This window comes from Bradyrhizobium sp. CCBAU 53351, assembly GCF_015291745.1.
Taxonomy (GTDB): Bacteria; Pseudomonadota; Alphaproteobacteria; order Rhizobiales; family Xanthobacteraceae; genus Bradyrhizobium.
In genome coordinates this window covers 6,560,713-6,585,697 of record NZ_CP030059.1, presented here as the reverse complement: position 1 = coordinate 6,585,697, position 24,985 = coordinate 6,560,713, and the positions used below count along the sequence as shown (strand labels likewise).

The window sequence follows — 24,985 nt, the reverse complement described above, 5'->3', positions numbered from 1 at the left end:
TAGAAGTTGCAATGGGTTGCCGAGATGGAACCGAGGCGGGCGACGGGCGTTAGAACAGCGTCGCAATTTGCCTGAAGGGGGTCTCGCGATGCTGGTGGGCGTGCTCGTCACTTTTCTCGTCGTTATTCTCGTCCTCTATCTCATCAACATGCTGCCGATGGACGGCCGCGCCAAGCAGATCGCGCGCGTGATCGTCATCATCATCGGCATCGTGTCTTTGTTGAAATATCTCGCGGTGTTCTAGCGAGGGGCTATGTTCAACAAAAAGCCCCGGCTTTCGCCGGGGCTTCGTTCGTGCTGCTTCAGTGCAGCGATTTCAGCCAGTCGTCGACGTCCTGACGAACCTGGTCCTTGGCCTTGCCGTAACGTTCCTGAAGCCGGCCCTCGAGCTGCTCGCGGCGTCCCTCGATCAAGCTGAGATCGTCGTCAGTGAGCTTGCCCCATTTCTCCTTGGCCGAGCCCTTGAACTGCTTCCAGTTTCCTTCGATTCGATTCCAGTCCATGACCATCTCCCGTGGTTTGATGGCCCGATAACGCGAGGCGCACGCGGCCCGTTCCGAGGCGTAGCGCGACCTTTCGTCCAACAAAAAAGCCCCGGCGGGTGCCGGGGCTTTGATCCAGTGACAGGGCTCAGCCGGCCGCCTTGGCCTCGCGGCGGCGCGCGGTGAGGATGTATTCGGTGTAACCGTTCGGCTGCTCACGCCCCTTGAAGATGAGGTCGCACGCGGCCTTGAAGGCGACGCCGTCGAAGGCGGGCGCCATCGGCTTGTAGATGGCATCGCCGGCGTTCTGCTTGTCGACGACGACGGCCATGCGCTTCAGCGATTCCATCACCTGCGCCTCGGTGATCACGCCCTGGTGCAGCCAGTTGGCGAGGTGCTGGCTGGAGATGCGCAGCGTGGCGCGGTCTTCCATCAGGCCGACATCGTGGATGTCGGGCACCTTGGAGCAGCCGACGCCCTGGTCGATCCAGCGCACGACATAGCCCAAAATGCCCTGGCAGTTGTTGTCGATCTCCTGCTTGACGTCGTCAGGCGCCCAGTTCGACTTCGACACCGGAATGGTGAGGATGTCCGAGAGCTTTGCGCGCGGTCCGCCCTTGGCCAGCTCCTCCTGCCGCGCGGTGACGTTGACCTGGTGATAGTGCAGCGCATGCAGCGTCGCGGCGGTCGGCGAGGGCACCCAGGCGGTGGTGGCGCCGGCCTGCGGATGGCCCAGCTTCTGTTGAAGCATGTCGGCCATCTTGTCGGGCGCGGCCCACATGCCCTTGCCGATCTGGGCATGGCCGGGCAGGCCACAGGTCAGGCCCATGTCGACGTTCCAGTCCTCATAGGACTTGATCCAGGGCTGCGCCTTCATCTCGTTCTTGCGGATCATCGGGCCCGCTTCCATCGAGGTGTGGATCTCGTCGCCGGTGCGGTCGAGGAAGCCGGTGTTGATGAACATGATGCGCTTGGAGGCGCGCTGGATGCAGGCCTTGAGGTTGACGGTGGTGCGCCGCTCCTCGTCCATGATGCCGACCTTGAGCGTGTTCTCGGGCAGGCCCAGCATCTGCTCGACACGGCCGAAGATCTCGCAGGTCAGCGACACCTCGTCCGGGCCGTGCATCTTCGGCTTGACGATATAGGCAGATCCCGTGCGGCTGTTCTTGACCTTGGAGTTGCCTTTCAGGTCATGAATGGCAAGAAGCCCGGAGACGGCGGCATCGAGCAGGCCTTCCGGAACCTCCTCGCCTTTCTCGTCCAGCACCGCGTCGGTGAACATGTGGTGACCGCAATTGCGCATCAACAGCAGGCTGCGGCCGTGCAGCTTGATCTCGCCCTTGCCGTCGGGAGTCTTGTAGCTGCGGTCGGCGTTGAGCGAGCGCGTCAGCGTCTTTCCGCCCTTCTCGAAATCGGCCGACAGCGTGCCGTTCATCAGGCCCAGCGTGTTGCGGTAGACCAGCACCTTGTCCTCGGCATCGACAGCGGCAACCGAGTCTTCCATGTCGAGGATGGTGGAGACCGCGGACTCCATGATCATGTCGGCGACACCGGCCGGATCGTCCTTGCCGATCGCGCTGTTGCGGTCAATCTTGACCTCGACATGCAGGCCGTTGTTGGCGAGCAGCACGGCCGAGGGCGCAGCCGCATCACCCTGGAAGCCGGCGAACTGCGCAGCGTTCTTCAGTGCGGTGGCGTTGCCGCTCTTCAGCTTCACTGCGAGCTGGCCCGCGACGACGCTGTAGGCGGTGACATCGGTGTGGCTGCCGGTCGCGAGCGGCACGGCGGCATCGAGGAACGCCTTGGCCTTGGCGATCACCTTGTCGCCGCGCGCCTTGTTGTAGCCCTTGCCGCTCTCCGTGGGATCATGCGGGATCGCGTCGGTGCCGTAGAAGGCATCATAGAGCGAGCCCCAGCGCGCGTTGGCCGCGTTCAGCGCGTAGCGCGCATTGGTGAGGGGCACGACGAGCTGCGGGCCGCAGATCTTGCCGATTTCGTCGTCGACATTGGCGGTCTCGACTTTCTGGGTCGCCGGCTCCGGAACGAGATAGCCGATCTCCTTCAGGAAGGCGGTATAGGCGTTGAGGTCGAAGGCCTTGCCCTTGTTGGCGCGGTGCCAGTCGTCGATTTTGGCCTGCAGCGTGTCGCGCACCGCCAGCAGCGCGCGGTTCTTCGGCCCCAGGTCCTTGATGATGGCGGCAACCCCGGCCCAGAACGCGTCCGGCGCGATGCCCGTTTTCGGGGCCGCTTCCTTGGCGATGAAGTCAAACAGGACAGGGGCGATCTTCAATCCGTGGGCATCGACGCGTTTCATGATGGGCTTTCTTGTTGGAAATGGCTGTTTTTGGCTGCTTTTGACCCGATAGCAGCAAAATGCGCCCCCAGGGGCGGCTTTCGGGGGCCTATTAGCCCCAAAAAAGGGGCGGTGAGAAGACCCCCGGGGGCTTGTCAAAATGTCAAGGAAAGGTGGGGCCAGCCCACCGCTGTCATTCCCCGCGAAGGCGGGGAATCCAGTACGCTGCGGCTTTTCCGCATACCAACGCTGTCTCTGGAATACTGGGTCGCCCGGTCAAGCCGGGCGACGACAGCGGGGATTGGGGCGCGTCCTCAAATATTCGCGGCGAGGTCCACGGCTTCGTCGAACAGCACGCCCGTCGTCTTCAGCATCTGCTCGATCTCGTCGGCCGCCTCGGCGACGGTCCGTGTCGAGGTGTCGATCACGAGCTCGGCTGCCCGCGGCGCTTCGTAGTCGTTGCCGATGCCGGTGAACGATGCCAGGGCGCCGGCGCGCGCTTTCTTGTAATGGCCCTTGGGATCGCGCCCCTCGCACACCTCGGCAGGCGTCGCGACGTGGATCTCGCGGAACGCTGTGTCGGCGATGCGGCGCGCGGTGGCGCGGTCCTCGCGGGCCGGCGAGACGGCGGCGACGATGGCGATGTGGCCGTTACGCGCCAGATGCGTCGCGACCTCCGCGAGGCGGCGGATGTTCTCGCTGCGGTCCGCGGCAGAGAAGCCGAGATCGCTGTTGAGGCCGGCGCGCAGCGTGTCGCCGTCGAGCAGGATCGGCGAGCCGCCATTGGTGAAGAGACGCCGCTCCAGTGCCTTGGCGAGCGTCGACTTGCCGGACGCGGGCAGGCCGGTGAGCCAGACCACGGCACCGTTGTGCTGATAGCGCGCGGAGCGTTCGTCAGGACGCAGGGCCGATTCCACCGGCACGATGTCGACGGGCAGGGCGCGCTGGCCGGCATCGACCGACAGCACGAGGCCGCCGCCGGCGATGCGCCCCGCGACCTCGATCACGAGACGTCCGGTGCGCGGGTTCTCGGTGTAGGGATCGGTGGCAATCGGATTCGAGAGAGAAATGTCGATCTCGCCGACATGGTTGCGGCCGATCGCCTTGTTCTCGGTGCTCGACAGCTCGCCCGGATCGACCGCCTTCTCGATCGCAACCACGGTGGCGCGGCTTTCCTTCGGCCCGCAGCGAACCAGCAGCTGGTCGCCCTTGGCGAGCGGCTTGTCGTGCAGCCAGAAGATGCGGGCGCGCAGCCGGCGCGTCTCGCGCGGGGCACTGCCGGCATGCGCGACGATGTCGCCGCGCTCGATGAACAATTCGCGGTCGAGCGTGATGCCGACCGAGCGGCCCGCGCCCTGCCGCCCCGCGACCGGCGTCATCGGCCAGCTCTCGACGGTCTTGATCCTGGCGATCTTGCCGGCGGGCATGATCACGATCTCGTCGCCGGCAATGAGGCTGCCGGACTCGATGCGGCCGGCCACGATGCGGCGGTCGTCGAACTTGTAGATCGCCTGCACCGGCAGCCGCAGCGCCAGCGTTTCCAGCGGCCGCGCCGGCTCGAGGGCGTCGAGCGCCTCGACCACCGTCGGTCCCTTGTACCAGCCGATCCGATCGGTGTGCTCCGCGACGCCGTCGCCGTCACGGGCGGAAATCGGGATCACGGCCGTGGGCTTCACGCCGAGGCCGTTCAGATGTGCCGAGATCTCGTCGCTGATGTCCTTGAAGCGATCGGCGGAGAAGTCGACGCGGTCCATCTTGTTGACGACGATCGCGACCTGCTTCACGCCGAGCAGATGCAAGAGATAGCCGTGCCGCCGTGTCTGGTCGCGCACGCCTTCCAGCGCGTCGATGATCAGCACCGCACCGTCGGCCTGCGAGGCGCCGGTGATCATGTTACGCAAAAATTCGGCGTGACCGGGCGCGTCGATCAGCACGATGTCGCGCGAATTGGTGCGGAAGCGGATCTGCGTGGTGTCGATGGTGATGCCCTGGTCGCGCTCGGTCTGCAGCGCATCGAGCAGGAACGACCATTCGAACGGCATGCCGCGCCGTGCGCTCACGGCCTTGAGCATCTCGAGCTTGCCGTCGGGCAGGCTGCCGGTCTCGTGCAGCAGGCGGCCAACCAGCGTCGACTTGCCGTGGTCGACATGGCCGACGATGACGATGCGCACTTGCGGGCGGGTGGTGCCGTTCGGCGTGGCGGGCGAAGTCGGGGTGACGATCATGTTCATATCGCGCTCGCGTCCTTGATCAGAGATAGCCGGCGACGCGCAGGCGCTCGAAGGCGTCCTCGGTCTCGTGGTCGAGCGCGCGGCCGGCGCGCTCCGGCACCTTGGTCTGCTCGAGCTCGATCAGGATCTCGTCGATATTCGACGCCGTCGAATTGACCGGATTGGTGATGTCCTGATCGCCCAGCGAGCGGTAGCGCTTGCCGTTCTGCGACAGATAGAGCGGGATGATCGGGATGTTCTCGCGCTTGGTGTAAGCCCAGATATCGGCCTCGGTCCAATGCAGGATCGGATGGATGCGCAAATGCGCGCCTTGCGGCGGCGAGGCGTTGAAGTGATCCCAGAACTCCGGCGGCTGGTCGCGCACGTCCCAATTGCCTTCGAGGCCGCGCGGCGAGAACACGCGCTCCTTGGCGCGGGTCGCTTCCTCGTCGCGGCGGATGCCGGCGATCAGGCCGTCGAAGCCGTATTTGCCGAGCGCCATCTTGAGACCTTCGGTCTTGCGCGCGGCGGAGCGGGCGGCCGGTGGCAGCGTCGGGTCGACGGCATCGATGGGCGGGCAGGGCTCGACGCGCAGATCGAGATCCCACTCTTTGCCGTAATGATCCCGGAAGCGGTACATCTCCGGAAACTTCTTGCCGGTGTCGACATGAAGGGCCGGGAACGGCATCTTGCCGAAGAACGCTTTCCGCGCCAGCCAGATCATGACGTTGGAGTCCTTGCCGAGCGACCACAGCAGGGCGATCTTCTTCAGCCGGGCGAAGGCCTCACGGAAGATGTAGATGCTCTGCGCCTCGAGCTGGTCGAGATGGTCCATGCTCGGCGCAACATCGGCAGAAAATTCTTGTGAGCCCGAGCGTGCGACGGGGACTTGGCTGCTCACTCCGACAGCTGCGGAATCGTCCTTGAGAAGATGCATCTCTGCCACTTTGCGTTTGGAGGCGAAAATTCTATAGTCGCGGCGCAGAAGAGAAGAAAAAATTTCTCTTTGCGAGCTTGAAACGACACATATATAGAAAATAATTCCAGTCAACCCCGGATGTGGGGGAAGCGAGTATCGTATGCGGTTCTTGCCGGTGTTCCTCGATCTCAAGGCCGGTCCGGTGGCTCTCATCGGCGCGGGCGAGCTTTTGCGCGCCAAGCTGCGCGTGCTCGCCGCCGCCGGCGCGCGCATCCGCGTGCACGCGATCGACGGCAACAATGATCTCGGCCTCAGCGTGGAAGACGCGGCGCGCGTCGACATCCTGACGGGCGATCCGCTCACCGCCGATCTCGCGGGCGTCATCGCCGTCGTCTGCGCCGGCGCAGGCGATGTCGGCGTGGCGATGTCGGCTCGGGCCAAGGCGCTCGGCCTGCCCGTCAACGTCATGGACGATCTCGAGCATTCGAGCTTCATCTTTCCTGCGATCGTCGATCGCGGCGATGTCGTGGTCGCGGTCGGCACCGGCGGTACATCGCCGGTGGTAGCGCGGCGCGTACGCGAGAAGATCGAGGCGCTGCTTCCGGCGCGCATCGGCGAACTCGTCGAGTTCATCGGCGGCTTCCGCAAATCCATCAACGAGCGCATCGCCGAGTTTCCGCTGCGCCGCCGCTTCTGGGAGCGGGTGATCGACGGTCCGATCGGTGCCGCCGTGCTCGCTGGTCGCAAGAGCGAGGCGGACGTCGCGCTGAAGGCGATTTCCGATCCCTCCGCCTTCGCGCGTGCCGACAAGCCGGAAGGCTCGGTCGCGCTGGTCGGCGCCGGTCCCGGCGACCCTGATCTTCTCACCATCAAGGCGCTGCGCACATTGCAAGACGCCGACATCGTCTTCCATGACGAGTGGGTCTCTGGCGAAATCCTCGACCGTATCCGCCGCGACACCACGCGCGTTACCGTCGGCAAGCCCGGCACCGGCGAGGATGCCATCAACCAGCGCATGATCGAGGCCGCGCAAGCCGGCCAGCGGGTGGTGCGGCTGAGGGTCGGCGATTCCTTCGTGTTCGGGCGCGGCGGAGAAGACGTGGCAGCCCTGCGCGCCGCCGGCGTCGCTTATTCGATCATTCCCGGCGTTACCGCAGGACTCGGCGGCGCCGCTGATCTCGAGACACCCAACCCCATCATCTCTGACCTATTGGATGCAGCCGAATGACCTCTCCGCTTGAACAGAAGAAGATCAAGATCGCCGGCCCCTCGATCGTGACCGCCAACCGGACCTGGGACGGCATCGTGGTTTACCGCACCGCCGCCAAGAGCTGGTCCGCGGACCTGTCGGAAGCTGCGATCGTGCGCAACTCCGACGAGGCCAAGGCGTTGCTTGCGGAGTCCGTTGCCGATGACGTCGGCGCGATCGGACCCTATATCGCTCCCGTGCAGGTCGGCGCGGACGGCAAGATCGAACCCGGCAATCTGCGCGAACAGATCCGCCGCACCGGTGTGACCATCGGACAGTCGGCCCAGGCTTAAGGCATCTTCTTATGTATGCTTACGATGAAATCGACCGCACGCTCGTCAACGAGCGCGTCTCGGAGTTCCGCGACCAGGTGAAGCGACGCCTCTCCGGCGAGCTCACCGAGGACGAGTTCAAGATCCTGCGCCTGCAGAACGGCGTCTATCTGCAGCTGCACGCCTACATGTTCCGTGTCGCGATCCCCTATGGCACGCTGGCGACGAACCAGCTGCGGGCGCTCGCCCATGTCGCGCGGAAATACGACCGCGGCTACGGCCATTTCACCACGCGGCAGAACATCCAGTTCAACTGGATCAAGCTCGCCGAGCTTCCGGACGCGCTGGAAGATCTTTCCAAGGTCGGCATCCATGCGATGCAGACCTCCGGCAACAACATGCGCAACGTCACCTCGGACCAGTGGGCCGGCGTCGCGCCGGGCGAGATCGAGGATCCGCGCATCTGGTCGGAACTGATCCGCCAGCACACCACGCTGCATCCGGAATTCTCGTTCCTGCCGCGCAAGTTCAAGATCGCGATCACCGCCTCGGACCACGACCGCGCGGCGATCAAGATCCACGACATCGGTCTCCGCCTGATCAAGAACGAGAAGGGCGAGACCGGCTTCGAGGTGCTGGTCGGCGGCGGCCTCGGCCGCACGCCGTTCATCGCCAAGACCATCAAGCATTTCGTGCATGGCCGCGATATCCTGAGCTACATCGAGGCGATCCTGCGCGTCTACAACCAATACGGCCGCCGCGACAATATCTACAAGGCGCGCATCAAGATCCTGGTGCACGAGCTCGGCATCGAGAAATTCTCCCGCGAGGTCGAGGAGGAGTGGCAGCATATCCGCAACTCCTCGCTCCAGATCGACGACGAGGTGATCGAGGACATCCGCTCGCGGTTCACCTACCCCGCTTACGAGAAGCTGCCCCACATGCCGGACGAGCTGCGTCAGGCCGCGGCTGATCCCGATTTCGAGGCGTGGCGCAAGAACTCGGTGGCCCCGCACAAGGTGCAGGGCTATTCCATCGTCACGATCTCGCTGAAGCCGATCGGCGCGCCTCCGGGCGATGCCACCGCCGAGCAGATGGACGCGCTGGCCGATCTCGCCGACAAATATTCATTCGGCGAGATCCGCGTCGGCCACGAGCAGAACCTCGCGCTGCCGCATGTCGCCAAGCGCGACCTGCCGGCGCTGTGGAAGGCGCTCGACAAGCTCGGGCTCGCAACCCCGAACGTCAATCTGATCTCCGACATCATCGCCTGCCCGGGTCTCGATTATTGCTCGCTGGCGAATGCGCGCTCGATCCCGATCGCGCAGGAATTGACGCGTCGCTTCGCCAATCACGAGCTCGCCAATCTGATCGGCCGGCTCCACATCAACATCTCCGGCTGCATCAACGCCTGCGGCCATCACCATGTCGGCCATATCGGCATTCTCGGCGTCGAGAAGAACGGCGAGGAAGTCTACCAGATCACCATCGGCGGTCGTGCCGACGAGAACGCCGCGCTCGGTACCCTGATCGGGCCGGGCGTCAAGTTCGACGAGGTCGCCGACGTCATCGAGGACGTCGTGGAAGCCTATCTGGCGCTGCGCGAGCGGCCCGAAGAGCTGTTCATGGACACCGTGAAGCGCCTCGGCGTCGAACCCTTCAAGGAGCGCGTCTATGCCACTCGTTAACGGCGGAAAGATCACGGACGACAGCTTCGTCAAGCTCGCCGTCGACACGCCGCTGCCCGAGGGCGGCGACATCCTGGTTCCGGCCGAACGCTTCCTGGGCGAGGCCGACACGTTGCTCAATCGTTCGGGCAAGGTCGGCGTGATCTGGCCCAACAACCGCGATATCAGCGAGCTGGTGCCCTATCTCGGCAAGATCGCCGTCGTCGCGCTGGTGTTCCCCACCTTCCGCGACGGCCGTGCCTACAGCCAGGCCCGCCTGTTGCGCGAGCGTTACAATTATCGCGGCGATTTGCGCGCCACCGGCCAGGTGCTGCGCGATCAGTTCGTGTTCATGCTGCGCGCCGGCTTCGATTCGTTCGAGGTCAAGAAGCAGGCCGACGCGGAAGCCTTCATGCAGACCGCAAAGCGCTACTCGGTGTTCTACCAGCCGACCGGCGACGGCCGCATCACGGCTTTGCACCGGCGCATGCAGCTGCGTCATTCCGAGGGTGTCGGCACGTGAACGTCGTTGCGTCCCAGCTCACTCCGGTCTCTGTCTCTACGCTCCCTTCAGCGGAGGAGCTCGATCGGAGCTTGCGCACCGCCTCGCCCGCGGAAGTCATCGCTGCCGCGCTGAAGACGGTCGGGCGCGAGAAGCTGGCACTGGTGTCGTCCTTTGGCACGGAATCGGCGACGCTGCTGAAGGTCGCGGCGGACGTCGACCCGGCGATCCCCGTGATCTTCCTCGATACCGGCTGGTTGTTCGAGGAGACGCTCGCCTATCGCGACACGCTGATCGCGTCGCTCGGGCTGAAGGATGTCCGCTCGATCAAGCCGGCCGAGGAGACCCTGTCGCGCGAGGATCCCGACCGCGACCTCTGGTTCTCCGATCCCGACGCCTGCTGCCGCATCCGCAAGGTGGAGCCGCTGGCGCGCGCGTTGAAGCCCTTTGATGCCTGGCTCAACGGCCGCAAGCGCTTCCAGGGCAATGCGCGCACCGACATTCCCGTCGTCGAGGACGACGGTGTGCGGTTGAAGTTCAATCCCTTCGCCAACGTTTCGCGCGAGGAACTCGAGGCGATATTCGTCCGCGCCAAATTGCCGCGTCACCCCCTGGTCGCGTCCGGTTTCCGGTCGGTTGGGTGTATGCCTTGCACGAGCAGAACGGCCGAGGACGAGGATGAACGCGCCGGTCGTTGGCGCGGCCGAGCCAAGACAGAATGCGGCATCCACACGATGAAGACTTCGTAGCACAGCCACGTCGCCACGCTGCGAACAAGAAAATCCGGTTTCGTTGACTTAGGCGCGTTTCGCCGCGAGTTTCGCCTGCATGTCTTCGCTGACACCGACGTCAGTGAAGTGAATGGAGATGGACATGATGCGCCGTATCGTTCCGCTCGCTGCAGGCCTGGTCTTGACGGGTTTCTTGGCAAGCTCGGCTCTCGCCGCTGACATCAACCTGCTGAACGTGTCGTACGATCCGACGCGAGAGCTCTATGCCGAGTTCAACAAGGCATTTGCGAATGCCTATCAGAAGGAGACCGGCAAGAGCGTCGAGATCAAGCAGTCGCATGGCGGCAGCGGTTCGCAGGCGCGCGCGGTGATCGACGGCTTGCAGGCCGATGTCGTCACGCTCGCGCTGGCCTATGACATCGATGCCATCGCCGCCAAGGGCCTCACCACAGCCGATTGGCAGAAGCGGCTGCCGCAAAATTCATCACCCTACACCTCGACGATCGTATTCCTCGTCCGCAAGGGCAATCCCAAGGCCGTCAAGGATTGGGACGACCTGATCAAGCCGGGTGTTGCCGTGATCACGCCGAACCCCAAGACCTCGGGCGGCGCGCGCTGGAATTATCTGGCGGCCTGGGGTTTTGCGCAGACGAAGCTCGGCTCGGCCGACAAGGCCAAGGATTTCATCGGAAAGCTCTATCAGCAGGTGCCGGTGCTCGATACCGGTGCGCGCGGCGCCACCGTGACCTTCGTCGAGCGCGGCGTCGGCGACGTGCTGCTGGCCTGGGAGAACGAGGCGTTTCTCGCGCTGAAGGAGTTCGGCCGGGAAAAATTCGAGATCGTGGCGCCGCCGCGATCCATCCTCGCCGAGCCGCCGGTCGCGATCGTCGACAAAGTCGCCGATAAGAAAGGCACTCGCAACGCCGCCGACGCCTATCTCCAGTACTGGTACACCAAGGAGGGGCAGGAGATCGCCGCGCGCAACTTCTACCGTCCGCGCGATGCCGAGATCGCCAAGAAATATGAAAACGCTTTCGCCAAGGTCGAACTGTTTACGATCGACGAAGTTTCCGGTGGTTGGACCAAGGCACAGAAGGAACATTTCGCCGACGGCGGAATCTTCGACCAGATCTACAAGAACTGATCGGGCGCTGTCGCAGCGGTAACAGGTGGCCTGGTGAGCGCAATCGCAGCACGACGCCGGACATTGCCGGGCTTCGGTCTCACGATGGGACTGACGCTGTCTTGGCTGTCCGTCATTATTCTCATTCCGCTCGCCGGGCTGTTCCTGAAATCGCTCGAGCTCAGCCCCGAACAGTTCTGGAATATCCTCTCCAGCCGCCGCACCCTGAATGCCTTGCGCGTCTCCTTCGGCCTCGCCTTCGCGGCGGCCTGCGTCAATCTCGTCATGGGCAGCATCATCGTCTGGGCGCTGGTGCGCTACCGCTTTCCCGGCCGCCGGCTGTTCGATGCCATCGTCGATGTGCCCTTCGCGCTGCCGACGGCGGTCGCGGGCGTGGCTTTGACCGCGCTGTTCGCCGAGAAGGGCTGGCTGGGCGCGCCGCTTGCGGCGCTCGGCATCAAGGTGGCGTTCACGCCGGTCGGCATCTTCGTCGCCATGATCTTCATCGGCATCCCCTTTGTGGTGCGCACGGTGCAACCGGTGCTGCAGGATCTCGATCCCGAGATCGAGGAGGCCGCGGGCAGTCTGGGCGCCAGCCGCTGGCAGACCATCATCCGCGTGATCCTGCCCTCGCTGGCCCCGGCGCTGCTCACCGGGCTCGCGCTCGCCTTCGCCCGCGCGGTCGGCGAATACGGCTCGGTGATCTTCATCGCCGGCAATCTGCCCAACGTCTCCGAGATCGCGCCGCTCTTGATCGTGATCCGGCTCTCCGAATTCCGCTACGCCGACGCGACCGCCATTGCGGTGGTCATGCTCGTGGTGTCCTTTGTCATCATCTTCGCCGTCAACCGGCTCCAGCGCTGGGCGCAGAGCCGGATTCCGGAACGGTGAGGGCGGACCATGACGATGCAGATCGCAGAGTCCGTTTCGCCTTCGGCTCCCGATGCCAAGGTGCGTGCCAAGGCGCGTGCAAAGGCGCGCGCGCATGCGGCGGCCGCGCGCGACAGCCTGCGCACCGAGCCGCGCGCGGTGCGCATCGTCATCATCGCGCTGGCGATGATCTTTCTGTCGGTCTTCGTGGTGCTGCCGCTGGTGGTCGTGTTCGCGCAGGCCTTCTCCAAGGGGATCTTCGCCTATTTCGCCGCGCTCGCCGAGCCGGAGGCGCTGGCTGCCATCAAGCTGACGTTGATCGTCGCGGCGATTTCCGTCGGCCTCAACCTCGTGTTCGGCCTTGTCGCGGCCTGGGCAATCGCCAAATTCGACTTTCCCGGCAAGACCTTTCTGATCACGCTGATCGACCTGCCGTTCTCGGTGAGCCCGGTGATCTCGGGTCTCGTTTTCGTGCTGCTGTTCGGCGCGCAAGGCTATTTCGGTAGCTGGTTGAGGGATCACGACATCCAGATCCTGTTCGCGGTGCCGGGCATCGCGCTCGCCACCACCTTCGTGACCTTCCCGTTCGTGGCGCGTGCACTGATCCCCCTGATGCAGGAGCAGGGCACGCAGGAGGAGGAGGCCGCGGTCTCGCTCGGCGCCTCGGGCCTGCAAACCTTCTTCCGCGTCACGCTGCCCAACATCAAATGGGGCGTGCTTTACGGGGTGCTGCTCTGCAACGCGCGCGCGATGGGCGAATTCGGCGCGGTCTCCGTCGTCTCCGGCCATATCCGCGGCGAGACCAACACGATGCCGCTCTTGGTCGAGATTCTCTACAACGAGTACCAGTTTGTCGCCGCTTTCGCGATTGCCTCGCTGCTGGCGATGCTGGCGCTGATCACGCTGATCGCGAAGACCGTTCTGGAACGTCATCTGGACGAGGGACACGACGCCAATGACCATTGAAGTCAGAAATCTCGTCAAGACGTTCGGCAGCTTCAAGGCCCTCGACGGCGTCGACCTCAAGGTCAATGACGGCGAATTGCTTGCGCTGCTCGGCCCCTCCGGCTCCGGCAAGACCACGCTGCTGCGGATCATCGCAGGCCTCGACTGGCCCGATGCCGGCGAGGTCTCCTTCAACGGCGAGGATGCCCTGGCGCAGGGCGCGCGCGAGCGGCATGTCGGCTTCGTGTTCCAGCATTACGCGCTGTTCCGCCACATGACGGTGTTCGAGAACGTCGCCTTCGGCCTGCGCGTGCAGCCGCGCGCGGTCCGCAAGGACGAAGCGACCATTCGCGCCCGCGTCAAGGAATTGCTCGATCTCGTCCAGCTCGATTGGTTGTCCGATCGCTATCCGAGCCAGCTCTCCGGCGGCCAGCGCCAGCGCATCGCGCTCGCCCGGGCGCTTGCGATCGAGCCGCGCATCCTGCTGCTCGACGAGCCGTTCGGTGCGCTCGATGCCAAGGTGCGCAAGGAGCTGCGCCGCTGGTTGCGCTCGCTGCACCACGAGATCAACGTCACTTCGATCTTCGTCACCCACGACCAGGAGGAAGCGCTGGAAGTCGCCAACCGCGTCGTGGTGATGGACAAGGGCAGGATCGAGCAGATCGGCTCGCCGGATGACGTTTATGAAAGCCCGGCCAGCGCGTTCGTTCACGGTTTCATCGGCGAATCCATCGAGCTGCCGGTCCAGGTCGAAGGCGGCGTCGTCAGGCTCGGCGACCGGCCGCTCGCGCTGGTGGCGGATGGGCTTGCGCCTGGCGCGTCAAAACTGTTCGTGCGGCGACATGACATGCTGGTCGGCCCGCCCGGCAGCGGCGCCTTCGAGGGCGCCGTGCAGCACGTCCGTAATTTCGGTCCCGTGCAGCGGGCCGAAGTCGCACTATCCGGCGGCGAGACCATCGAGATCGACGCCCCCCGCGACAAGGAACTGCGCGCCGGTGATATGATCGGCCTCGAACCCCGCCGCTACCGGATCTTTGCGGGCGCTTGAGCGGGGGCCGACAGGTCGAATTTTCCTCAAAATTCACCTTTCAGCCACGGTTGGTATGCAACAACGGCCCTTCATTGGGGGCCCCGATTCATGCGCGCTGCGGCCGCGATACTCATTTCTTTGCTGCTCGCCGGCTGTGCCGGCAACGAAGCACCGGTCCAGCAGCCGTCCATGTATGCAGACATGGCGGTCCCGGGCTCCAAGCTCGATGCGCAGGCCGCCGCGATCATGATCTCGCAATACCGCCAGAACAACGCTCTCGGCACCGTCGTGATCGACCCCGATCTGATGCGGCTCGCCGAATCCCAGTCCAATGCGATGGCCGCGGCCAACAAGATGGACCATGACGTCCGTGCGCCCCTGGCCAAGCGCCTCGCCGCCGGCGGCTATCCCGCGACCGTGGCCGTCGAGAACATCTCGGCCGGCTATCATACGCTGGCGGAAGCGTTTTCCGGCTGGCGCGACTCGCCTCCGCACCGCGCCAACATGCTCAAGGGCGGTGTCACAAAATTGGGCATCGCGGCGAGTTATGCTCCCGGCACCAAATACAAGGTGTTCTGGACCATGATCCTGGCCTCGACGGAGCCCCGATAAGCCAGACTTGATCCGGCATGCATTGACGCCGCCGCGGAGTGTCGCCACGGTGGCGCGCCATTGCTATTGTTCCCCGATGACAGATCGTAGCCCGGAATCCGCCAGCATCCCCGCGAATGCGCAACGCGTCCTGGTCCTGCAGGGCGGCGGTGCGCTCGGCTCCTACCAGGCCGGCGCCTATCAGGCGCTGTGCGGCGCAGGCTTCGAGCCGGAATGGGTCGCCGGCATCTCGATCGGCGCGGTCAACGCCGCGATCATCGCCGGCAATGAAGGGCAAACCCGCGTCAAGCGGCTCAAGGAATTCTGGGAGATGGTCTCCGCGCCGGTGCCGTGGAAGCCGATCGGCAAGAGCGATCACAGCCGCGAATTGTTCAACTCGACCAGTGCCGCGCTGATCGCCACCTTCGGCGTGCCCGGCTTCTTCGTCCCGCGCGTCCCGCCGGCGCCGCTCTGGCCGCCCGGCAGCCCGCAGGCGGAGAGCTATTACGACACCGCACCGCTGAAGAAGACGCTGGAGCGTCTCGTCGATTTCGACCGCATCAACGACCTGAAGACCCGCCTGTCGGTCGGTGCGGTCGGCGTCACCTCCGGCAATTTCAAATATTTCGACAATTACGAGTTCAAGAAGCTCGGCAAGAAGATCGGCCCCGAGCACATCATGGCCTCCGGCGCGCTGCCGCCCGGCTTTCCCTCCGTGATCATCGACGGCGAGCATTATTGGGACGGCGGCATCGCCTCCAACACTCCGCTCGACTATGTGCTCGATGCCGAGGTCGACCGCGACATGCTGATCTTCCAGGTCGACCTGTTTTCCGCGCGCGGCGATCTGCCGACCTCGCTGCTGGAGGCTGCCGAGCGCGAGAAGGACATCCGCTATTCCAGCCGCACGCGGATGAACACCGACAAGAACAAGCAGTTGCACAACGCCCGCAGGGCGATGCGCGACCTAATCGGCAAATTGCCGGATTATCTGAAGAACGACCCTTCCGTCGAATTCCTGGCGAAAGTGTCGCGCGAAAGCACCGTCACCGTGGTGCATCTGATCTACCGCAGCAAGAACTATGAATCCTCGTCCAAGGATTACGATTTCTCGCATGTCGCGATGGTCGAGCATTGGGAGGCCGGCGTGAACGACGTGCACCTGTCGATGCGCCACAAGGATTGGCTCGAGCGGCCACAGTCCGGCGAGACCATGGTGACTTACGATCTCACGGGGGACGTCTCTGCGCCCCCGGCAAAAAGGAGCGAATAGAATGGGTAGTCTGTCAGGCAAGAACGCCGTCGTGACCGGGTCGACCAGCGGCATCGGGCTCGCCTATGCGCGTGCGTTCGCCGGCGCCGGTGCCAACGTCGTCATCAACGGCTTCGGTGCGCCGGATGACATCGAGAAGGAACGTGCCAAGATCGAGTCCGAGTTCAAGGTGAAGGCGATCTATTCGCCGGCCGACATGAGCAAGCCCGCTGAGATCGCCGGGATGATCGCGCTCGGCGAGACGACGTTCGGCTCGGTCGACATCCTCGTCAATAATGCCGGCATCCAGTTCGTCTCGCCGGTCGAGGAGTTTCCGATCGAGAAGTGGGACCAGATCATCGCGATCAATCTGTCCTCCGCCTTCCACGGTATCCGCGCCGCGGTGCCCGGCATGAAGAAGAAAGGCTGGGGCCGCATCATCAACACGGCGTCCGCGCACTCGCTGGTCGCCTCGCCCTTCAAGTCGGCCTATGTCTCGGCCAAGCACGGCATCGCCGGCCTCACCAAGACCGTGGCGCTCGAGGTCGCGACCCACAAGATCACCTGCAACTGCATCAGCCCCGGCTATGTCTGGACGCCGCTGGTCGAGAAGCAGATCCCCGACACGATGAAGGCGCGCAGCCTGACGCGGGAGCAGGTCATCAACGACGTGCTGCTCGCCGCGCAGCCGACCAAGGAGTTCGTCACCTCCGAGCAGGTCGCAGCGCTCGCGCTGTTCCTGTGCAGCGACGATGCCGCCCAGATCACCGGCACCAACCTCTCGATCGACGGCGGCTGGACCGCAGCGTAAGGCTACGGTGCCGTAGGGTGAGCGGTGGGCAAAGGCGCACTTGCGCCATCCCCACCACTTGTCCGCGATCGAGAAAAATGGTGGGCACGCTTCGCTTTGCCCACCCGCCGATTCCGTCGTCCGGTCGCTGCCTAGTGCCCCCAGGCCAGCGCGGTGACGAAGGCCGACGACAGGTGGAGCTCCGCAAACATGATCTTGCCGGCGACGAGGAACAGCACGCTGGCAAGCGTCAGGCGCAACACTGTCTCGGGCACACGCGTCGCGCTGTAGCTGCCGACGATGATGCCGGGCAGCGAGCCCATCAGCAAGACGCCCATCAGCGCCCAATCCACGTCGCCGAGCGCCCAGTGCCCGATACCGGCGACCAGCGTCAGCGGCACCGCATGGGCGATATCGGAGCCGACGATGGTCACCATCGGCAGGCGCGGATAGAGCAGCAGCAGCACGGTGACGCCGACCGCGCCCGCGCCGACCGACGAGATCGAGACCAGCACGCCGAGCACGACGCCGGTCACGACGGTCGCAATCGCGGTGGTGCGATCGTCGACGCCCTCCAGCCGGCTGCGATAGCGCTCCATGATCGACTTGCGGAAGATCAGCGACGTCGCAGTCAGCAGCAGCGCAAAGCACAGCACCAGATTGATCAGGCTGCGCTCGGCATCGCTCCTGAGGTCGAGCTTCCACAGCACGAGCAGCGTCAGCGCGCTCGCTGGAAGGCTGCCGCAGGCGAGCCGCAGCACCGCCGGCCAGTGCACGCTGCGCGACCAGCCATGCACCACGCTGCCGCCGGTCTTGGTCGCGGCGGCATAGAGCAGGTCGGTCCCGACCGCTGTGGAGGGATGAACGCCGAACAGCAGGATCAAGAGCGGCGTCATCAGCGAGCCGCCGCCCACGCCGGTCATTCCGACAAGCAGGCCGACGCCGAATCCAGAGGCGACGTACAGTGGATCGAACATATCAGGGGAATCTTAGGTTGATCTCGTCGGTTAGGCAATACGACGTAGAATAAAGTTCCCCCAACGCGCAACCGCTTGGACAGAATAAGAAAAATTTTGCTGCAGGTTGGAGAAGGAGAGGCGTTTTGCCTCGTTCGCGCGCGTGCTCTGACAGAGCCGTTCCCCGGGGAGGCAGCGAGCAGGGCAGGCGCGCAGCGCCTATTTACCGAACGCCAGCACGTGCAGTCCGAGCCGCTGCCGCACGATCCAGAACAGGAGCACCGTCTCGAAGCTGAGGGAGATCGAGGTCGCGGCCGCGGCGCCGTGGCCGCCGTAGCGCGGCACCAGCGCGATGCAGAGCACGACGTTCATCACGAAGGCCAGCGCATAAGCGAGCGCGCAGATCTTCTGCTGACCGAGCATGTTGAGCAGCCGCTCGACCGGCCCGATGGCCGAGCGCACCACGAGCCCGATCGCGGCAACGAACATGATGTCGTAACCGATCACGAATTGCGGCCCGAACAGCCAGAGCAGCGGCTTGCCGAGCGCGAGCAGCACGATGGTCGCCGCAAGCGACGGCCAGAACGTCCAGTTGATCGCATGCGCCACATAGGCCGACAGCCGTGCCTTGTCGCCGCTTGCGTTGTATTCGGCGAAGCGATGTGCCGTCGTCGCCGACATCGCGTAGTGGATGAACGAGACCAGCGCCAGCGTCTTCACCACCGCAAAGTAGACGCCGACCTCGTCGGAGGGACGGAACTGTTGCAGCACCAGCACGTCGGTATAGGACAGCAGCAGATAGAAGCTCTCGACCAAGAGGATCGGCAGCGAGACGGCGAGCCAGCCGCGGATGTCGTAGGTCTTGGGTCCGGGCGCGATGTGACTGGCGAGCTTACGGTTCAGCACCACCATCTGCCCGCTCATTGCAATCCAGACGGCACCGGCGCTCGCAACCATCGCGGCGACCGCACCGAGATGATAGCCGAGCAGGAAGGCCGCGCCGGTGATGCCGATGATCAGCGCCTGGCGGATGATGAATTGCGGCATCAAGCCCAGCTGCATCCAGTCATGCGAACGCGCAATGCCGTCCTGGGTGTTGGCGACCACGAAGGCGGGCAGCGTCATGCAGCCGATATAGAGCGGCAGCTCCTCCGCCGGGTCGATCCAGGGCGACAGCAGCCTGACGATGCCGGCAAGGGCGAGCGACACCAGCGCAGACACGGCAAAAGTCAGCCAGCGGCTGCCGGAGAGGAAGCCGCGCAGCAGCGCCTGCTCACCGCTGGCGCGATACTCCGGAATGATTTTCTGCGCCGAGGCCGAGATGCCGAAATCCATCATGCTGCCGAGCAGCAGCACCCAGGTCCAGACATAGACATAGATGCCGTAATCGGACGTGCCCATCCAGCGTGCGAGCAGCACCTGCGAAAAATAAGCGAGCCCAGCGCTGATGACGCGGATGATGAAGATGGTGCCGGCGAGCCGCCGCGTCAGCGAGGCCTCGCTCGAGCCGCCCGTCAACTTGGCCCGCAGCCGCGCGATCAGGCCGGCCGGTCCGGTCGTTGCGGGTTCTGCATCCATCACGGCCACGAAGAGTCCCCAGGGCGTCCCGCGTGCTGCGGCAGGCCCGGGACTTAGCAACCATTCCTTAAGATTCGGTTGGACCGCCTCCGGCGGCTTCCTCCGAAGGCCGGCGCAGGGAGGCGAACGTCATTTCGCTTGGCGCGGGGGCGCGGATGGCGTCGTTGCCGCAATCCCTCCAATTTAGCGCGTGACCTTCCGGGCCGCCTCGAACTATGCTGGCCGCATAGTGAATTCATTTGGAATATGTGCGGGCCGGTTGGTCGCGCACGGGACGCCATTTTCAGGCCTTTTCAGAAGGAGCGATTGATGACTCGATTCATGATGTGCATGACCGTGCTCGCCGCGATGGCCAGCTTCGATCTCTATTCCATGACGCCCGCGCGGGCGGACGCCTGGGGATGTTCCTACGAAAAGTGCCTGGCTTACTGCGCCAAGGTCGGCGGTCAGCGCTGCAGCACATATTGCACGAAGAAGCTGCAGGAAAAGCAGACTTCGAAGGTCTGCCCCGCATCCTGATCGGCTTCGTTGCTCCGTCCGCGACGAGCTATTCCAGGTTGGTATTGAACTCGTAAGACTTCTCCGGTCCGACCAGCGTGAATTTCAGCGCTGCGCCGTCGGGCTTGGCGCCCGGCGGCAGGCCGTCGAGTTCGAACGAGAAGCGCTTCACGCCGGCCGGGCTTTCCTTGACCGGCTCCGGAATCGGCAACGCCCATTCGGGCGTCGGCCCTTCCACGAACAGATTGACGTTACGGCTGTCGGGCACGACGACGTCGACCACCACGTTCTTGGGACCGTCGCGCTTGACGTCGCGGATGGTGAGCGGATTGGGATCGCCGATATTGGCTGGCTTGGGCACAGCGTCGAGCGCCGCGCGCAAATTGGCATCCTCGGTGGAGGCAACGTTGTTGAAGCCGAGCTCGAGTTTGGCGTCGACCGGAATGCAGAGCTTCTCGCACACGGCGTAATTGATCTCGGCACGCAAGGTCACGGGCTTGTCGGCCGCCTTGGCGACGATGCGCAAGGGCAGCACGATCTGGTCATGATAGCCGATCGAATGGCCGCCGGCGCCATCGTCGAATTTCAGCGGCGCCGGCCACATGATCGTCACCGCCTCGACATTGTCCGACTTCGAGAAGTCGAACCGCGGCGGAACGCCAGAATCGCCGGGACTGCGCCAATAGGTTTTCCACCCCTGCTGGAGCTGGAAGGCGATACCGCCGAGCAGGACGGCGCCGCTGCGGGATCCCGCCAATAGCCGCACTGCGGAATGTCCGTCGCGCTGCCACGGCGAAGCGTCATCGGCGTGGGCTGCGATGACCAGTGACGACGCAAGCAGGGTTGTCGCGACGCCAATCGCCGCATGCAGGGGAACTCTTGTGAGCATGGCACGTCTTTACAGGGTCGCCCTCGCGCAAACCATTGAATTGCTTGTGATGGATGCACTTGAATCGCATCCCTGCAAGCCTTGATTTGACAGCGGCCCGGCCCGACATCAGGATAGGAATTGAAACCGGAGTGCTTCACCGATGGCTCCCACAGGCAAGAGGACGGGCGAAAGCACCCGCGGGGCGGGCTCCGGACTCCCGAATTCGGCCGGTTATCTCGACGGCCGGCTGTTGATCGCGATGCCCATCATGGGCGATTCCCGCTTCGAGCGCTCGGTGATCTATCTGTGCGCCCATTCGGCGGAGGGAGCGATGGGCATCATCGTCAACCACCCGGCCGGCAGCATCGACTTCCCCGAGCTCTTGCAGCAACTGGGCATCATCAAGAAGGGCGAGCACATCAAGCTGCCTGAGAATGCCGAAAGCATGAAGGTGCTGCGCGGCGGCCCGGTCGATACCGGCCGCGGCTTCGTGCTGCATTCGAGCGACTTCTACATCGAGAACGCGACGCTGCGGATCGATGACGGCGTCTGCCTCACGGCGACCGTCGACATCCTGCGCGCCATCGCCAACGGCTCGGGCCCCAAGCACGCCATTCTGGCGCTCGGCTATGCCGGCTGGGCGCCGGGCCAGCTCGAGACCGAAATCCAGAGCAACGGCTGGCTGCATTGCGATGCGGATGCGGATCTGATCTTCGGCGACGACGTCGACGACAAATACAACCGCGCCCTGCACAAGATCGGCATCGACCCCGGCATGCTCTCGAACGAGGCCGGACACGCGTAGCTGGTGCGTTTGTCGGTGGCGACATACTCCGGTGTTGCGCCACCCACCGCTGTCGTCGCCCGGCTTGACCGGGCGACCCAGTACGCCGCAGCTTCTCGGTTCGATCACAGCCATCTCTGGAATGCTAGATCGCCCGGTCAAGCCGGGCGATGACACCGATTGCTGAGTAGCGTTGCGTCCGGTCGTTCCTACTCCGCCGCCTGCTGCTGCACCGTCGGCTCCGTTCCTGCCACCGTGGCGCGGCGCATGTCGCGCGGCTGCGACTGGTCGTAGCGCCGGACGCGGTGCATGGTCTGGCGGTTGTCCCACATCACGAGGTCATGCAGCTTCCATTTGTGGACGTAGACGAACTCCGCCTGCGTCGCGTGCTCGTTGAGATCGCGCAGCAAGAGGCGTCCCTCCGGCACGCTCATGCCGACGATCTTGCCCGCATGCGATGACAGATACAGCGACTTGCGACGATGCACGGGATGGGTCCGCACCAGCCGTTGCAGCACCGGCTTGAACATCTGCTTCTCGTCGTCGGTGTATTCGGTGAAGCCGAGCGATCCCCGCGAATACATCAGCGAATGTTCGCAGATGAAATCCTCGATCTCCGCCTTGGTCTCGTCGTCGAGCGCATCATAGGCGGCGCGCATGTCGGCGAATTCGGTGTTGCCGCCCTTCGGGTTCACCACGCGCGCCGACAGCAGCGAGAATTTTGCCGGGATTGGGCGGAACGAGCTGTCGGAGTGCCACAGGCAATTGCCGAGGTTGAACAGATTGGCGCGGCTGTCCTTCGGCAGCGGCTTGCCGTCCTTGCCGAGGTTGGAGACGTCGTTCAGGCCCGAGCTGAGGCGGTATTCGTCGGCCTTGGTGATGTTGCCGCCCCGGGCGTCCTCGCGCTGGCCGAAATTGAGCGCAAAGGCCATCTGCTGCTCGTCGGTGATGTCCTGGTCGTGGAAGACCAGCACCGCGTATTTGTCCATGGCGGCCTCGACCTCGCGTGCTTCGGCCTCCGTGAGAGGCTTTCGCAGATCGAGGCCGGAGACCTCGCCGACAAAATGCTTCTGAAGCTGCCGGATGGCGATCGTCATGACGTTCTCTCCCGCGGGTCGCGAGCGGTTGGTCCCGCTCTGTCGGCGAAAAAGCTACTCTCCGACCCGGCGTTGTCAACGCTCGGCATGCATGGCTCTCACGCGTTCCGCGCCATCAACCCGCCATCCACCGGAATCACCGCGCCGGTGAGGAACGACGCCGCCGGCAGGCACAGGCTCAGTGTCATGTGCGCGACCTCCTCGGGGTCGCCGTAGCGTCCGAGCGCGGTGCGGCGCTTGGCGTAGATCGTCTTGTGCTCTTCCGAGATGCGGTCGGTGATCGCGGTGCGGATCGGGCCCGGGCAGATGCAGTTGACGGTGATGCCTTCGCGGCCGAGCTCGACGGCGAGCGAGCGGGTGAGGCTGGCAACGCCGCCCTTCGCTGCCGAATAGGGGCTGTGCAATGCGGTGGCGCCGAGCGCCTCGGTCGAAGCGATGTTGACGATGCGCGCGCACTTGGACTTGCGCAAATGCGGCAGCGCGGCGCGGATGATGCGCGGATGCGCCGTCAGCATCACCGCGATGCCCCTGGCCCAAGCGTCCTCATAGGCCTCGTCGTCGATCGCGACCCGCACGGAGATGCCGGCATTGTTGACCACGATGTCGAGCCCACCGAAATGCGCGGCGATCTCGTCAACGACGCGCTTGATCTCGCCGCCGTCGGCAACGTCGAGCTTCCATGCCTTTCCTGATCCGCCGCTCGCGGCGATCTCCCCGGCAACCGCCTGCGCGCCTTGCGCGTCGAAATCGGTGACGGCAACGTTCGCGCCTTCAGCGGCGAACACGCGCGCCGTCGCGCGCCCTATCCCGCTCGCCGCGCCGGTGACGAGAACGGTCAGGCCCTTGACGGACCGGCTGAGCTCCTTGAACTCGGACATGTTGTTTCCTCGGGAAGTCGCTTGTTCTTGTTATGATTGACAAGGCTGGCACCGATCCGCAGACAGGTCAAACAAGCAAGACAAAAGGGAGGCCGCGATGGCGAACGAGCTCGATTTCTCAGGCAAGCAGGTGCTGGTCGTCGGTGGTTCGAGCGGGATCGGCAACGGTATCGCGCAGGCGTTTCGCGCGCGGGGCGCGCAGGTCGCGGTTTGCGGCACGCGTGCTCGCGCAACGGAATATTCCGCGGAGGAGGGCTCCGATCTCACGGGTCTTTCCTACGCGCAGCTCGACGTCAGCAACCCCGCTGCGGTCGAAGCGTTCAAGCCGTCCTTCGACAGGCTGGACGTGCTGGTGCTCGCGCAAGGCGCGGTGCTCTATCGTCGCGGCGAATTCGAGATGGCCGGATTCCGCAAGGTGGTGGAGGTCAATCTCATGAGCCTGATGGCTTGCGCCACGCGTTTTCATCCCATGTTGCGGGATGCGAAGGGCGCGCTGATCATGGTGTCCTCGACCGCGGCCTATCATTCCACCATGGGCAATCCCGCCTATAACGCCTCGAAGACCGGCGCGGCCGGATTGACGCGGACGCTGGGCGAGGCCTGGGCCGAGGACGGCATCCGCGTCAACGGCATCGCGCCGGGGCTCGTCGACACCAAGATGACGAAGGTGACGACCGACAACCCGAAGCGGCTCGAAGGCGCGCTCGCGCGCATCCCGCTGCGGCGATTGGGCACGCCGGCCGATATGGCGGGCGCGGCCCTGTTCCTGGCCTCGCCGCTGTCGTCCTACATCATTGGCCAGACGTTGGTCGTCGATGGCGGGCTGATTTTGTAGTTTGTTGCCGGGCCACACATACACTTTCGTCATGGCTTGGAACTGCGCTGCTCCTGATCGGTTACTTGGGCTGACCCCCGAGGAGGAGCATCATGGATACGGATCGGATTGTTGGCGCGGCCAAGGACTACGCAGGTAAGGCGGAAAGCGCGATCGGAGACATGGCAGGCGATTCCAAGACGCAGGCCTCAGGCAAGGCACGCGAGGCTGCGGGCACCGTGCAGAATCTCTACGGCCAGGCCAAGGATGCCGTGCGTGACGCCGCGGACACCGCGACCAGCTACGCCAAGGACGCCTATGACAACAGCGGCGACACTTTCCGCGATGGCACACAGGCGCTGTCGAAGAAGGTGCAGGACAATCCGCTCGGTGCGCTGATGGTGGCCGGCGGCATCGGCTTCGCGCTCGCGCTGCTGATGTCGCGCCCCGCGCGTCGTCCCCCGCCGTCGCGCTGGCGCTACTGAGGGCTGAGCGACAAGCACGCATCTCGTGCCCCGGACGCAGCGCGCCACGCAGTGGTGCGCTGCTGAGCCGGGGCACGTTCTTTTTCGAAGGCCGTGAG

25 protein-coding genes and 1 pseudogene are annotated in these 24,985 nt (G+C 64.5%); 17 read left to right on the top strand and 9 right to left on the bottom strand.

Features of this window, described 5'->3' with window-relative positions; genetic code table 11:
* Window positions 1-88 precede the first annotated feature (88 nt).
* Complete coding sequence (locus XH83_RS31300) at window positions 89-244, top strand: Thivi_2564 family membrane protein (protein ID WP_008546817.1); 156 nt, start codon at window positions 89-91, stop codon at window positions 242-244.
* 58 nt (window positions 245-302) lie between these two features.
* Here XH83_RS31300 and XH83_RS31295 read toward each other — a convergent pair whose 3' ends face one another.
* The 4 genes from XH83_RS31295 to cysD form a co-directional block, all read right to left on the bottom strand.
* Window positions 303-503: a CsbD family protein gene (locus XH83_RS31295; protein WP_164718867.1), complete on the bottom strand. Its 201-nt coding sequence runs from the start codon at window positions 501-503 to the stop codon at window positions 303-305.
* 127 nt (window positions 504-630) lie between these two features.
* Window positions 631-2,796 (bottom strand): malate synthase G, encoded by a 2,166-nt coding sequence (locus XH83_RS31290; protein WP_194404442.1) that lies wholly within the window; start codon window positions 2,794-2,796, stop codon window positions 631-633.
* A gap of 293 nt (window positions 2,797-3,089) precedes the next feature.
* A complete protein-coding gene (gene cysC / locus XH83_RS31285) occupies window positions 3,090-5,006 on the bottom strand; it encodes an adenylyl-sulfate kinase (protein ID WP_194404441.1) in 1,917 nt (638 codons plus the stop codon).
* Window positions 5,007-5,025: 19 nt separating this feature from the next.
* On the bottom strand, window positions 5,026-5,820 hold the full coding sequence (gene cysD / locus XH83_RS31280; protein WP_194404440.1) for a sulfate adenylyltransferase subunit CysD: 795 nt from the start codon (window positions 5,818-5,820) through the stop codon (window positions 5,026-5,028).
* 244 nt (window positions 5,821-6,064) lie between these two features.
* Between cysD and XH83_RS31275 the strand changes: the two are divergent.
* The 12 genes and pseudogenes from XH83_RS31275 to XH83_RS31220 all read left to right on the top strand — a co-directional run.
* Window positions 6,065-7,093: pseudogene (locus tag XH83_RS31275) on the top strand (SAM-dependent methyltransferase); the annotation flags it as partial.
* Between the two features lie 35 nt (window positions 7,094-7,128).
* On the top strand, window positions 7,129-7,446 hold the full coding sequence (locus XH83_RS31270; RefSeq protein WP_135166566.1) for a DUF2849 domain-containing protein: 318 nt from the start codon (window positions 7,129-7,131) through the stop codon (window positions 7,444-7,446).
* 11 nt (window positions 7,447-7,457) lie between these two features.
* Window positions 7,458-9,113, top strand: coding sequence for a nitrite/sulfite reductase (locus XH83_RS31265; RefSeq protein WP_194404439.1), 1,656 nt, complete (start codon window positions 7,458-7,460; stop codon window positions 9,111-9,113).
* Complete coding sequence (locus XH83_RS31260; protein ID WP_194404438.1) at window positions 9,100-9,615, top strand: DUF934 domain-containing protein; 516 nt, start codon at window positions 9,100-9,102, stop codon at window positions 9,613-9,615. The genes XH83_RS31265 and XH83_RS31260 overlap by 14 nt, the downstream gene beginning before the upstream one ends.
* Entirely contained in the window at window positions 9,612-10,343 is a 732-nt protein-coding gene (locus tag XH83_RS31255) for a phosphoadenylyl-sulfate reductase (RefSeq protein ID WP_194404437.1), read from the top strand. The genes XH83_RS31260 and XH83_RS31255 overlap by 4 nt, the downstream gene beginning before the upstream one ends.
* A gap of 124 nt (window positions 10,344-10,467) precedes the next feature.
* Window positions 10,468-11,469 (top strand): sulfate ABC transporter substrate-binding protein, encoded by a 1,002-nt coding sequence (locus XH83_RS31250; RefSeq protein WP_246776359.1) that lies wholly within the window; start codon window positions 10,468-10,470, stop codon window positions 11,467-11,469.
* An 84-nt stretch (window positions 11,470-11,553) separates the two neighbouring features.
* Window positions 11,554-12,339, top strand: coding sequence for a sulfate ABC transporter permease subunit CysT (cysT, locus tag XH83_RS31245; RefSeq protein ID WP_246776525.1), 786 nt, complete (start codon window positions 11,554-11,556; stop codon window positions 12,337-12,339).
* A 9-nt stretch (window positions 12,340-12,348) separates the two neighbouring features.
* The gene (gene cysW / locus XH83_RS31240) at window positions 12,349-13,284 is read left to right on the top strand and encodes a sulfate ABC transporter permease subunit CysW (protein WP_194404434.1); all 936 of its coding nucleotides are present in this window, start codon (window positions 12,349-12,351) and stop codon (window positions 13,282-13,284) included.
* A complete protein-coding gene (locus tag XH83_RS31235) occupies window positions 13,274-14,311 on the top strand; it encodes a sulfate/molybdate ABC transporter ATP-binding protein (RefSeq protein ID WP_194404433.1) in 1,038 nt (345 codons plus the stop codon). Before cysW ends, XH83_RS31235 begins: the two co-directional genes overlap by 11 nt.
* 90 nt (window positions 14,312-14,401) lie before the next feature.
* A complete protein-coding gene (locus XH83_RS31230) occupies window positions 14,402-14,905 on the top strand; it encodes a CAP domain-containing protein (RefSeq protein WP_194404432.1) in 504 nt (167 codons plus the stop codon).
* 76 nt (window positions 14,906-14,981) lie between these two features.
* On the top strand, window positions 14,982-16,157 hold the full coding sequence (locus XH83_RS31225) for a patatin-like phospholipase family protein (RefSeq protein ID WP_194404431.1): 1,176 nt from the start codon (window positions 14,982-14,984) through the stop codon (window positions 16,155-16,157).
* Window position 16,158: 1 nt separating this feature from the next.
* On the top strand, window positions 16,159-16,947 hold the full coding sequence (locus tag XH83_RS31220; RefSeq protein ID WP_194404430.1) for a 3-hydroxybutyrate dehydrogenase: 789 nt from the start codon (window positions 16,159-16,161) through the stop codon (window positions 16,945-16,947).
* A 131-nt stretch (window positions 16,948-17,078) separates the two neighbouring features.
* On the opposite strand, the gene XH83_RS31215 is transcribed toward XH83_RS31220, so the two are convergent.
* A complete protein-coding gene (locus XH83_RS31215; RefSeq protein ID WP_194404429.1) occupies window positions 17,079-17,903 on the bottom strand; it encodes a sulfite exporter TauE/SafE family protein in 825 nt (274 codons plus the stop codon).
* Between the two features lie 198 nt (window positions 17,904-18,101).
* The gene (locus tag XH83_RS31210; RefSeq protein WP_371746193.1) at window positions 18,102-19,469 is read right to left on the bottom strand and encodes a flippase; all 1,368 of its coding nucleotides are present in this window, start codon (window positions 19,467-19,469) and stop codon (window positions 18,102-18,104) included.
* A gap of 300 nt (window positions 19,470-19,769) precedes the next feature.
* Between XH83_RS31210 and XH83_RS31205 the strand changes: the two genes are divergently transcribed.
* Window positions 19,770-19,979: a hypothetical protein gene (locus XH83_RS31205; RefSeq protein ID WP_194404427.1), complete on the top strand. Its 210-nt coding sequence runs from the start codon at window positions 19,770-19,772 to the stop codon at window positions 19,977-19,979.
* A gap of 28 nt (window positions 19,980-20,007) precedes the next feature.
* Here the strand turns inward: XH83_RS31205 and XH83_RS31200 are convergent, their stop codons facing one another.
* Window positions 20,008-20,847 carry a protein-disulfide reductase DsbD domain-containing protein gene (locus XH83_RS31200; protein ID WP_194404426.1) on the bottom strand — a complete coding sequence of 280 codons (840 nt, stop codon included), beginning with the start codon at window positions 20,845-20,847 and terminating at the stop codon, window positions 20,008-20,010.
* A 142-nt stretch (window positions 20,848-20,989) separates the two neighbouring features.
* Between XH83_RS31200 and XH83_RS31195 the strand changes: the two genes are divergently transcribed.
* Entirely contained in the window at window positions 20,990-21,634 is a 645-nt protein-coding gene (locus tag XH83_RS31195; RefSeq protein ID WP_194404425.1) for a YqgE/AlgH family protein, read from the top strand.
* Between the two features lie 188 nt (window positions 21,635-21,822).
* Here the strand turns inward: XH83_RS31195 and XH83_RS31190 are convergent, their stop codons facing one another.
* Complete coding sequence (locus XH83_RS31190; protein WP_194404424.1) at window positions 21,823-22,710, bottom strand: TauD/TfdA family dioxygenase; 888 nt, start codon at window positions 22,708-22,710, stop codon at window positions 21,823-21,825.
* A 98-nt stretch (window positions 22,711-22,808) separates the two neighbouring features.
* Complete coding sequence (locus tag XH83_RS31185; protein ID WP_194404423.1) at window positions 22,809-23,588, bottom strand: SDR family NAD(P)-dependent oxidoreductase; 780 nt, start codon at window positions 23,586-23,588, stop codon at window positions 22,809-22,811.
* A 97-nt stretch (window positions 23,589-23,685) separates the two neighbouring features.
* Between XH83_RS31185 and XH83_RS31180 the strand changes: the two genes are divergently transcribed.
* Together XH83_RS31180 and XH83_RS31175 are read left to right on the top strand one after the other, a co-directional pair.
* On the top strand, window positions 23,686-24,423 hold the full coding sequence (locus XH83_RS31180; protein ID WP_194404422.1) for an SDR family NAD(P)-dependent oxidoreductase: 738 nt from the start codon (window positions 23,686-23,688) through the stop codon (window positions 24,421-24,423).
* 92 nt (window positions 24,424-24,515) lie between these two features.
* The gene (locus XH83_RS31175) at window positions 24,516-24,887 is read left to right on the top strand and encodes a CsbD family protein (RefSeq protein ID WP_194404421.1); all 372 of its coding nucleotides are present in this window, start codon (window positions 24,516-24,518) and stop codon (window positions 24,885-24,887) included.
* Window positions 24,888-24,985: the final 98 nt, after the last annotated feature.